This is a genomic window from Bradyrhizobium tropiciagri, assembly GCF_001189845.1.
In the GTDB taxonomy this organism is placed as follows: domain Bacteria; phylum Pseudomonadota; class Alphaproteobacteria; order Rhizobiales; family Xanthobacteraceae; genus Bradyrhizobium; species Bradyrhizobium tropiciagri.
Genome location: NZ_LFLZ01000005.1, coordinates 239499 through 249916 on the forward strand (window position 1 = coordinate 239499; position 10418 = coordinate 249916).

The 10418-nt window shown below is 66.8% G+C and carries 5 protein-coding genes and 1 pseudogene; 2 read left to right on the forward strand and 4 right to left on the reverse strand.

Annotated elements, in window-relative coordinates; genetic code table 11:
• Positions 1-18: 18 nt before the first annotated feature.
• The 3 genes from AKN84_RS06945 to AKN84_RS06955 all read right to left on the reverse strand — a co-directional run bounded on the left by AKN84_RS06945 (position 19) and on the right by AKN84_RS06955 (position 3659).
• Positions 19-2145, reverse strand: coding sequence for an IPT/TIG domain-containing protein (locus AKN84_RS06945; protein WP_244484965.1), 2127 nt, complete (start codon positions 2143-2145; stop codon positions 19-21).
• A 248-nt stretch (positions 2146-2393) separates the two neighbouring features.
• Positions 2394-3209, reverse strand: a complete 816-nt coding sequence (locus tag AKN84_RS06950) for a class I SAM-dependent methyltransferase (RefSeq protein WP_244484966.1) — start codon at positions 3207-3209, stop codon at positions 2394-2396.
• Between the two features lie 90 nt (positions 3210-3299).
• Positions 3300-3659 carry an Rrf2 family transcriptional regulator gene (locus tag AKN84_RS06955; RefSeq protein WP_244484967.1) on the reverse strand — a complete coding sequence of 120 codons (360 nt, stop codon included), beginning with the start codon at positions 3657-3659 and terminating at the stop codon, positions 3300-3302.
• A 161-nt stretch (positions 3660-3820) separates the two neighbouring features.
• On the opposite strand from AKN84_RS06955, the pseudogene AKN84_RS06960 reads away from it, so the two are divergent.
• Positions 3821-5911 (forward strand): annotated as a pseudogene (locus AKN84_RS06960) (tetratricopeptide repeat protein).
• A gap of 7 nt (positions 5912-5918) precedes the next feature.
• On the opposite strand, the gene AKN84_RS06965 reads toward AKN84_RS06960, so the two are convergent.
• Positions 5919-7649 carry an ATP-dependent Clp protease adaptor ClpS gene (locus tag AKN84_RS06965; protein ID WP_050420016.1) on the reverse strand — a complete coding sequence of 577 codons (1731 nt, stop codon included), beginning with the start codon at positions 7647-7649 and terminating at the stop codon, positions 5919-5921.
• A 325-nt stretch (positions 7650-7974) separates the two neighbouring features.
• Between AKN84_RS06965 and AKN84_RS06970 the strand changes: the two genes are divergently transcribed.
• Entirely contained in the window at positions 7975-10329 is a 2355-nt protein-coding gene (locus AKN84_RS06970; RefSeq protein WP_050419986.1) for a mechanosensitive ion channel domain-containing protein, read from the forward strand.
• Positions 10330-10418: the final 89 nt, after the last annotated feature.

Below are 10418 nucleotides of genomic sequence, written 5' to 3' on the forward strand. Positions count from 1 at the left end.
GTCGGGCGCCGTCTTCGATCAGTTGAACGGCACGCGCGCCCTGGCCGAGAACGTCCAGATCCGGGCGGTGCCGCCGAGCCCGCCATACTCCGCCCCGAGGCCGAGCATGGTGCCGCCCGCGAGCCTCGCGTTCAGCCCGCCGGTGACGCGGGCCGACCAGCCCTCGAGCACCAGCGTCGGGTTGACCGGAATGCCGCTCACGCCGAGCGCCGCTGCGTCGTCCCTGCTGAAATAATAGTCGCCATAGACGCCGAGATAGGGCGCGAGCATTGCGCCGTCGGTTGTTGCCAGCGGATAGCTCAGCTTGGCACCGCCGGACGCGCGGCCGGTGACGAAGTCCCGCGCGGTCTGCAGCGTGCCGAGCGTGTCGACATAGGCGTTCTCATGCTCCCACAGCGTGTAGAGGCGCCCGGACGGCTCGATCAGCAGGTTGCTCACCTTGTAGCTGCCGGTCAGCCCGGTTGCGAACATCCAGCGGTCGCCGTTGAAATTGCCCTGCGCCGTTCCGGCCACGCCATTGTAGCCGATCTGGGAGTAGGTTACGGCGGCGTCGTAACGCAGCGCCGGCGCGATCATCCAGCCGAGATAGGTGCCCGCGGTCCAGCCATCGCCGGTGAGCTTTCCGTTGATGTCCTGCGCCGTATAGTTGAACGTCTCATAGCCGGCGACGGCGCCGATCAGAAGATTTGGCGCTGCCTTGTAGGTCAGACCCACTAGCGCGTTGAGCTGGTTGCCGTAGATCGACGAGCCTGACGTGCCGACAGCAGGCGAGGTCGGCGACGACCAGCGGTCGATGCCGCTGCCCCTGACATCGATCCAGAACAGCCAGTCGCGCGTTTCGCGGGTGGTTTTCGGCTTCGCTTTGGTCGGCATCTGCCGATCGATTGCCGCAAATGCATTGTCGATCCGGGAGTTGCCGCCGCTGCGTCCGGACGCACTGGAATTACGATCGGAAGCGTAGCCGCTGCGATTGCCCGCATCGGCCTGCGCCGCGTCATTTTCCGGGTCGGCCGCGAAGTTGAAGCGCATGCCGGCACCGCTCGGCGTCATGAAACTGCCGCCGTCGTTGAACCCTTCCGAGATCGCGCCGTCGATCGCGCCCGAGATCGCCTGGCCCGAATTCTGCGCCACAACCTTGGTGAGGTCGATCTGCAACGCCCGCAGCTTCACGCTGTCGGCCGGCACGCCGACGCTCTGCGCCAGCGCGGCCGACGTGCTGGCGTTGAACGAGCCGTTGCCGGCAAAGCTTGCCGTGATGGTGTGGCTGCCGATCGTCAGCGTCGCGATCGAGAACGTCGCGGTGCCCGCAGCGAGCGCTGCAGTGCCGATCGGCGAACCATTGTCGCTGAAGGTCACCGTGCCGGCCGGCGTGTCGCTGGGGGCGGTCACCTTGGCGGTGAAGGTCACCGACTGGCCAAAACTGCTCGGGTTCTGCGACGAGATCAGCGCGATCTCAGTCGTTGCCACCGCGAAGCTGAAACGGTCTGCGGCTGATGTCGCTGACGTTCCGGCCGCTGTCGTCACGGCGATATCGACGGTGCCGCTGCCGGCGGGCGAGACCGCGGTGATCGATGTCGCCGAATCGACCGTGAAACTCGCCGCATTGGTCGCGCCGAATTTCACCGCGCTGGCGCCGGTGAAGCCGGTGCCGGTAACGGTGACCGAGGTGCCGCCCGCGGAAGGCCCCGAACCGGGCGAGATCGACGTCACCGTCGGTGCGGATGCTGTGTAGGTGAACCGGTCCGCGGGAGATGTGATTGATGTCCCGCCCGGGTTGCTCACGGTGACGTCCACCGTGCCGGTCCCGGCCGGCGCGACGGCGGTGATCTGCTCGTTCGAATCGATGACGAAGCTCGTCGCATTGACGGCGCCGAAATGCACCGCGGTCGCGGTCCTGAAACTGCCGCCTGCGATGACGACGGTGGTGCCGCCGGCAGCGGGACCGGATGTCGGCGAGATCGAGGCCACCGCCGGCGCCGGCGCGGTGGCCGAAGCGACCGAGCCGAACAGCGCGGCGGCGATCAGTCCTAGGCCGCAAGCCGCGCATCGCGCCATCGCCGTCGACGGCAGCCCGTTGCGAAGGTTGGATGCTAGACGCGAGACGGCGAGGCGGAAACTGGTCCGCGCGAGGTTTGCAATCGGCAACAAGGTAATCCCCCGTCGCGCCGATCCGCGGCGGGATCTGCGCACATTCAAAAAGTACGGGGGTTATTGTAATACGCGGCTCGGCAAGCACGCTGCGGAATCGCCGCGCGCGCGAGCTTTTGTAACGCGCCGTTGCCGGACCGCTACGTCATTGCACAATTTGAGAAGACGGAAGCCTGCGACGCTGTCGCGATCAATCGGTCGCGCGGCAGATCACTCTCATGCAGCGCACGAGAGGTCGGTCATTGCTAACGCAGCGCCGTCGCGATCAGCGCGGTGGACGGAATCGAAAAGATGTCGCCAACCCGGCGTCGCTCGATCTCGTCGCGGAAAGCGCGCGCGACTGCCGCGCTCCGGTCCGCATCGAGCCCGCTCCAATGCGGCATGAACTCGAACAGCTTGTCGATGCCGCCGGGATTGGCGACATTGAGTTTGAAATCGTGGGTGATCTCGGTGACGTCAGGATCGGAGAAGCCGGCGGCGATCACCGCAGTGGCGAGGCGGGTGGGATCGGCGAGCTCGGCGAGGCCCGTGCAGGGCATCGGCGTGACAGTGTCGGGATAGAGCCGCCGGATGATCTGCGACAGCAAGAGATGCACGGCGGCGCCGTCAGCGCTTTTCCAGACCGCAATCGAAGCCGATCCGCCTGGTCGCGTCACCCGCGCCATCTCGCGCAGGCCGGCGCGCCAGTCCGGAAACAGCATGACGCCGAACACCGATACCGCCGCATCGAAGGCGGCATCGGGCAGATCGAGCGCCTGGCCGTCCATCTGCCGTGCCTCGATATTCGCCACGCCATGCGCGCGGACCCGTGCCACCATTCCGGAGGAGAAGTCGATCGCGGTGACCGCAGCGCCGGTGCGGGCGGCAGCAAGCGCCGCGGCACCCGTGCCGGTCGCAACGTCGAGCACTTTCGATGATGGGCCGATCGGGAGCGTTGCGACCGCGGCGTCGGCGAACAGCGTCGTGAACGGCTGCGACTGCGCCTCATAGGCGGTGACCATCTTGTCCCAGTGCGCGGGATCGTTGTACGGCAACGGTTTCGCCGGCTCACTTGACTGCATGAATCTGGTCCTCGAGGCTCTGTTTATGTTTGGCGAGGCGGCGCTTGAAATCCTTCGCGAGCGCGTCGAGCGTCACTGCGCCGAGACGTTTCAGGAAGAGTGCTTCGACCTCGCGAAAGGTGTCGCCGAGCGCGTCGTTGACTGCCTGTTCGACCAGGCAGCCGGGGTTTTCCGAGCGGTGGCCCATCGCAACGATCGTCGGCGCGCGACCGCGCGATAGATGTCGGCGAGCGTGATGTCGGCGGGATCGCGCGCCAGCGTCCAGCCGCCGCCGTGGCCCTTCTCGGAGCGGATCAGGCCTTGCTCGCGCAGGCCCGCCATCACGCGGCGCACCACCACCGGGTTGGTGGCCATCGCCTGGGCGAGTTGCTCCGACGTGACCGGCTCGCCCGCTCCGATCATGTGGAGCAGGCCATGCAGGACGCTGGACAGGCGGCTATCGCGTATCATGTAACTTCATATGTTACATGATGGGCGGGGCGTCAAGGGGGGCGAGAACGGCAGGCCGCGATCTGACATTCGCGTGCCGGATTTGGTGGCGCCGCGCGTTTAATCCCCATCGGGGTCTTGAAGGCGGGGGCGGTATCGTGGGCAAGGTGGCGATTGATCGGATGTTGCTGGATGCGGTGGCGCACTATGGCGCGGGCCGCGCGACGGAGGCCGGCACGCTGTGCGGCGACATCCTCAGCGCCGATCCCGACCACGTTCCAGCGCTGCACCTGTCCGCCGTCATCGCCTTCGTGACCGATCGCGCCGCGGAAGGCGCGGTGCTTCTGAACCGGGTGTTCAGCCTCGATCCGCAGCATGGACCGGCGTTCGGCACGCTCGGCGATGCGCTCGCCGTGAAGGGCGAGCATGAAGGCGCGGTGGCGGCGTTCCAACGCGGCGTGACGCTGCGGCCGAAGGATGCCGGCCTGCACATCAAGCTCGGCGTGGCGTTGTGCGATCTGTCGCGGTTCGACGAGGCCGAGGCGGCGTTTCGCCGCGCGATCGCGCTCGATCCCGGTCTGACGCGCGCGCGGTTCAACCTCGCCGTTGCCTTGGCCGGGCAGCAGCGGCCGGTCGAGGCGGAGCAGGCCTATCGCGAGGTGATCGCGCGCGATCCGGCCTATCGCGGCGTCTGGCTCAATCTCGGCAATGCGCTGGCCGATCAGAAGAAGCACGATGCCGCCGCCACCGCCTATCGCCGCGGGCTCGGCACCGATCCCGACAATCCCGGGCTGCATTGCGGCCTTGGCGCGGCGCTCTATCGCCTCGGCCGGCTCGAGGACGCGATCCTGCACTACCGCCGTGCGACGGCGCTCGAGCCCGGCAACCTCGCGCCGAAGCGCCTGCTTGCCATGGTGCTGCACGAACTCGGTGAGCGCGACGAGGCGGTCCGCATCTACCGGCAGGTCTCGGCCCGTGATCAGTCCGATCACGTCATCCTCAACAATCTCGGCGCCTGCCTGTTCGAGCTTGGGCAAGCCGACGAGGCCATCGCCTGCGCCGAGTTCGCGCTGGCGCTCAAGCCGGACTATGCCGCCGTGCACACCAATCTCGGGATCATCTTCGAGGCGCAGAATCTGGTGGAGGCCGCGGTCGCCGCGCATCGGCGCGCCATCGAGATTGAACCCAATTACGCAAAGGGCCATGCCAATCTTGCGGTCGCGCTGCGCAATGCCGGCAAGATCGATGCCGCGCTGGTAGCCTCGCGCCGGGCCATCGCGCTCGATCCGGATCAGCCGCTGGCGCATTACAACCACGCGCATTTCCTGCTGATGAACGGCGAGTTCGAGGAGGGTTTTGAGGAGTATCAGTGGCGCCGCAAGACCAAGATGCTCAGTGAAGGCGATCCGGTGTTCGACGAGCCGGAGTGGCAGGGCGAGCCGCTGGCGGGACGCACGCTGCTGCTGTTCGCCGAATACGGGCTCGGCGATGCCATCAATTTCGTCCGCTATGTGCCGATGCTGGTCGGCAAGGGCGGACGAATCCTTTTGCAGGTGCAGCCGGCGCTGATCGCGCTGCTGCGGCCGATGCTGCCCGGCGTCGTGGTGTTCGCGCGCGGCGAGTCGTTGCCGCCGTTCGACCTGTAATTGCCGCTGCTCAGCCTGCCGCGGATCTTCCGCACCACCGTCGAGACCATTCCCGCGGCGACATCCTATTTGCGGGCGGATGCGGCCAAGCTGGCGCGCTGGCGCGAGGCGCTCAGCGGCGTGTCCGCGTTGAAGGTCGGCGTGGTCTGGGCCGGCAATCCCAGGCACAAGGGCGACTGCCAACGCTCGCTGCCGGCGGCCGCCGTGCTGCCGCGGCTGGTCGCACCTGGCGTCCAGCTCTACAGCCTGCAGAAGGAGCCGCGGCCCGACGATGCTCCGGTGCTGCGGCGTCTCGGTCCCGATATCGTCGACCTCGCGCCGACGCTCGGCGATTTCGCCGACACCGCGGCGGCGGTCTGCGCGCTCGATCTCGTCATTGCCGTCGACACCTCGGTGGCGCATCTCGCCGGGGCGCTGGGCCGCCCGGTCTGGATGCTGTGTCCCTATGCGCTCGATTGGCGCTGGCTGCGCGACCGCGCCGACACGCCCTGGTATCCGACCATGCGGCTGTTCCGCCAGGACAAGCCGCAGGCCTGGGAGCGCGTGCTGGCGCGGATGTCGGACGAACTCGCGCGTGTCGCGGCCGGCGAGCGCGAGTTGCTGTTGCCGTCTCGTTTGGCGCGTTGACCGGCCATCACCCCACGCTCATTCCCTGCGCGCCGCCGAGCAGCTTCACGTTGAGCCGGCCGCCGTCGAACAGCATCTCGTTCAGCGCGCCGTCGATGTCTTCAGCGGTGACATCCCGGCCTTCTCCGCGCGCGATGCTCGCCTGGGCGATACGGCGCATCAGCTCCTTGATGAAGGCAGCGCTGACGCCGGCGGTGCGCTGCACCGCTGCATCGATGACGGGCGGTTCGAGCGGCAGGCCACGGCCGTAGAGCCGGATCAGCTTGCCGCGGCCGGTCTCGTCGGGCAGCGGCACTTCGATCGCCTGGTCGATGCGGCCGGGCCGGCCGGCGAGCGCGCCTTCCAGTTCTTCGGGGCGGTTGGTGGTCAGCACGAACAGGATGTCGCAATCCTCCTTCAGGCCGTCCATCTCGTTGAGCAGCTTGTTGAGCAGGGATTCCTCGCACGGTCCGCCCATGTCCTCGCGATCGCGCGCGATCAAATCGACGTCCTCGATCACCACTATGGTCGGCTGCAGCAGCCGTGCGAGGCTCATATAGGCGCCGAGCAGTCCGACCTGTTCGGCGGTGATGATCAGCGTGGTGTGGCCAGGCAGATTGGTGGCGAGATAGCGAATGGTGTGGGTCTTGCCGGTGCCGGACGGGCCGTAGAGCAGGATGCCCTTGCGGGTCGACTGGCCGAGCTTGCGCAGCAGATCGCGGCTGTCGACGAAGTCGAGCACGTTGCGGTCGAGCAGCCGCAGCGTCCGTTCCGGTAGGATCACGTCATCGCGCGCGACCGTCGGCAGACGATGCACGGTCACGCCGCGCGCGCGGCCGCGATAGTCGGCGGCATCTTCCGGCGACAGGATCTTGCCGCGATAGGATCGCGCCGCATGCACGGCCGCTTCCAGCTCCGCAAAGGTCCGCTGCACCAACGCGTTTCCGGCGGCGCCTGCGGGCACCGCGAGTTCGATCCGCAAGCCCGGCTCGGTCTGATAATCACGATGGTAGCTGAGCAGCACCGCATAGCGCAGCTCTTCGGTCTGGCATAGCCACAAGCCGTTGGTCAGGCATTTCACCGACTCGGGCTCGCCAACGTCGACGTCGTGATACTGCGGCGGCGCGATTGGCGGTGCGTTGCGGCTGTTCTCCATCAGCGAGGCAATCGCGAGGGTCTCATAGCGGTGTTGCTCATGAATGCCGAAGAAATGGATCGGCGCATCGAACAATTTGTCGATCGCGATCTGAACGTCCGCTCGCATGTGACGGGGAAATTGCCGCGACCGGGTCATGATCTGGTTGCGCGGCGTTCCGGCAAAATGCCAATCGAGCGCCATGAAGGCATATCTGAACTCCTCGCTCGGCAGATTTTCCGAGCTTGCCCGTGCGGCGATCAGGCAGTTGCCGCACAGGCAGACATTCCGGCGGATGAGAAACACGTCGGTCACGGGCTCCAGCGCGCCACAGAGATCGCACGGCCGGGCCGCGTCGGCGGCTGACGCGGTGATCAGCAATGGATGCCCGTTGCTGCGGATCAGCTGTTGGGCGGACTCCAGCAGTGCCTTGGCCACCGTCGCGGGATAGGCGCCGCATGCGAATCCGTCCTGGGCCTCGATTCGCGCGGTGACGGCAATCGCTTCCTTCCGGGATTTGCCGAATACCGTGCGCAGCAGGTTGCGCATGAATTCCAGCGGCGTTTGGTCGTCATCATGAATGAAGAGCCGGACCGGACCGTCGTCGCTGAACACGTCGTGCATGAACACCTCGAAACGCAATCGGAACCAAAGAACAAAATGAGAACATCATGGCGATCGGCCGGCGTCAAGCGAAAGATTGTTCCGCCTCAGCCCTGGCGTGTGGTGCGTCGATCGGCCGGCGCAGCCGGGAACGCGCTGGATGCGTAAACGCCGCTCAACACTTGTGACGTTTGTGTTGCGGCAAATGCCAAAACATGGCCGCCACAGCGGCAAACTTCCGACACATCATCGGGGCGAAAAGGGGCGATCCGACATGGCGCGAGCGCGAGAGCTGATTCCTTGCAGGGATGGGCCGTCGCGCAATGACTTTTAATAAGAGGCCCTCGTGTCGCACACATTTCGTTTTGCGATCCTTCTCGTCCTCACCCTGTTCGTCTCTCCCGCGCTTGCGCAGCCGGCCGCCAAGCCGGCGCCGCCGCAACCCAGTACCAGTGATGCACTGACGCCGGAGCAGGCGAAGCGCGCGCTCGAGACGTTGCAGGACGACAAGAAGCGCGGCGAGATCATCAACACGCTGCGCGCCATCGCCAAGGCTTCGCCGCAGGCTGCTGCCCAGCCCGCGGCTGCGGAGCCGGCGCCCGAGCAACATTCGCCAATCCCGCTCACGGCCGACAGTCTAGGCGCGCAGCTCCTGCTGATGGTGTCGGAACAGGTCGGCGAGATGTCGCGCGAGGTTGCCGACGTCGCGCGCACGCTGACGCATTTCCCGGCGTTCTATTACTGGTTCGTGCGTACCGCCAACGATCCGGACGCCTATGGCCTCCTGATCGATATCGCCTGGAAGCTGGCGCTGGTGTTCGGCTGCGCGCTCGTTGCCGAATGGGTGGTGTTCCGCCTGATCAAGCGGCCGGTCGCGTTCCTCGAAGCGCGGCTGCCGCAGACCGCGCGCGTTCCGGTGCCGGTGCTAGCCAGCGCCGATCCGCCGTCGTCGGTTGCCGACGTCACGCCGACGCCTGAGTCGCATCGGCGCCGGCTCAGCTTGGCGCGCGCCTGGCAGTCGCTGGTCCGGCTGCCCTTCGTGCTCGGCCGCCTGCTGCTCGAATTGCTGCCGGTGGTGGTGTTCGGCGGCATCGCCACCGCGCTGCTCGGCACCGAGATCGGCGACCAGTCGACCACGCGGCTCGTGATCCTCGCCGTCGTCAATGCCTATGTGTTCTCGCGCGTCCTGATCTGCGCGGTGCGCGCGCTGGCAGGGCCGTTCGGTCTGTTTCGTGTTCGGGCCGAGACCGCGGCCTATATCGAGATCTGGGCGCGGCGCATCGTTGCCGTCGGCGTCTCCGGCATCGCCTTCGCCAATGTCGCGCTGCTGCTCGGGCTGCATCGCGCCGGCTATGCCGCGCTGATCCGGCTGGTGATGCTGGTCGTGCATCTCTTCGTCGTCGTCATCATCCTGCAGTGCCGCCGCCAGGTCGCCGAATTCATCCGCGCACCGGCCGATCGCACCGGCCTTGCGGCGCGGACGCGCAACCGGCTCGCGGCGCTCTGGCATGTGCTGGCGATCGCGCTCGATCTCGCGCTGTGGGCGGTGTGGGCGCTCAACATCCGCAACGGCTATTCGCTGCTGCTGCAATATTTCGTCGGCACCATCGCGGTGCTGCTGGTCACGCGTCTCGTCACCATGGTGGTACTCAGCCTGATCGACCGCGGCTTCCGCATCAGCCCGGAGCTGATCCAGCGCTTCCCGGGGCTGGAGACCCGCGCCAACCGCTATCTGCCGCTGCTGCGCAAGGTGGTCACGACGGTGATCGCGCTGATCGGCTTCGTCGCGCTGCTCGAGGTCTGGGGTGTCGACGCCATCGTCTGGTTCTATGGCGGCCAGATCGGCTCCCGCCTGATCTCGGCGCTGGTGACGATCGGCATCGCGGCGCTCGCCGCGGCGGTGATCTGGGAGGTCGCCAACGCGCTGATGGACCGGCAGATCGACACGCTGTCGCGCGAGGGGCATTACGCCCGCGCCGCGCGGTTGCGCACCTTCCAGCCGATGCTGCGCACTGCGCTGTTCTGCATGATCGTCGCGGTGGTCGGGCTCACCGCGCTCAGCGAGATCGGGGTCAATGTCGCGCCGCTGCTCGCCGGCGCCGGCATCGTCGGCATCGCGATCGGCTTCGGTTCGCAGAAGCTGGTGCAGGACCTGATCACCGGGCTGTTCCTCCTGATCGAGAACACCGTGCAGGTCGGCGACACCGTCACGGTGTCGGGCCTCTCGGGCGTGGTCGAGAACGTCTCGATCCGCACCATGCGGCTGCGTGCCGGCGACGGCTCGGTGCATGTCGTGCCGTTCAGCGCGGTGACGACGATCACCAATTCCAGCCGCGGCGCGGGCAATGCCGCTGTCAGTGTCAACGTGTCCTACAAGGAAGATACCGACCGCGCCGGTGAGGTGCTGAAGGACATCGTCGCGCAGATGCGTCAGGAGACCGCGTATCGTGCATTTATCCGCGGCGACCTCGAATTGTGGGGCGTCGACAAGGTCGACGGCTCGGTGGTGACCATCGTCGGCCAGATCCGCTGCACCGACAGCGGCCGCTGGTCGGTGCAGCGCGAGTTCAACCGCCGCATGAAGCGGCGCTTCCAGGAGGAAGGCATCGAGATCGCCTCGATGGGCCAGACCATCCTGATGCAGCTCCCGCCGCCCTCCGAGCCGGACAACAACGCGATGCCGCGCCGCGCGGCGGGGTAGCTTCACCTCGCCCCGCTTGCGGGGAGAGGTCGGATCGCATCGAAGATGCGATCCGGGTGAGGGGGAGTCTCCGCGAGGTACAATTATCA

Bases quoted from the DNA above. Each gene is read 5' to 3' on its own strand.
- AKN84_RS06965 (WP_050420016.1), bottom strand. From the start codon at position 7,649: ATGCACGACGTGTTCAGCGACGACGGTCCGGTCCGGCTCTTCATTCAT.
- AKN84_RS06950 (WP_244484966.1), bottom strand. From the start codon at position 3,209: ATGCAGTCAAGTGAGCCGGCGAAACCGTTGCCGTACAACGATCCCGCG.
- AKN84_RS06955 (WP_244484967.1), bottom strand. From the start codon at position 3,659: ATGATACGCGATAGCCGCCTGTCCAGCGTCCTGCATGGCCTGCTCCAC.